At 41.4% G+C, this 251-nt stretch carries 1 protein-coding gene; it reads right to left on the bottom strand.

Annotation, left to right across the window (positions count from 1 at the left end; all coding sequences use genetic code 11):
* Positions 1-89 precede the first annotated feature (89 nt).
* A partial coding sequence (locus UF05_RS26840) for a transposase (protein WP_369086568.1) occupies positions 90-251 on the bottom strand: 162 nt, incomplete at its 5' end.

The following is a 251-nucleotide window of genomic DNA, read 5'->3' on the forward strand; positions in this document are numbered from 1 at the left end:
TTGAGACCAATAGCATCAATGATTAGATACTGTATTGATCCTCTGGCTTTCCGTTTTAAATGAAACTTCAACATCCTTCACTATGAGGTTTATACAGGTGTAATGCGGACACACAAGCGGATGCTAGCCAATGAAAAAACAGAATCGATAAACCCTTGCAATGCTCTCAACGGCATTGAGAAAACTCGTTTCACCATAAGTGCAGTGGTAATGGCTAAGTCGCTGAACTGACGAGGTCTACCACGTTTATC

Source organism: Vibrio sp. S457-15, from assembly GCF_000960545.1.
Lineage (GTDB): Bacteria > Pseudomonadota > Gammaproteobacteria > Enterobacterales > Vibrionaceae > Vibrio > Vibrio parahaemolyticus.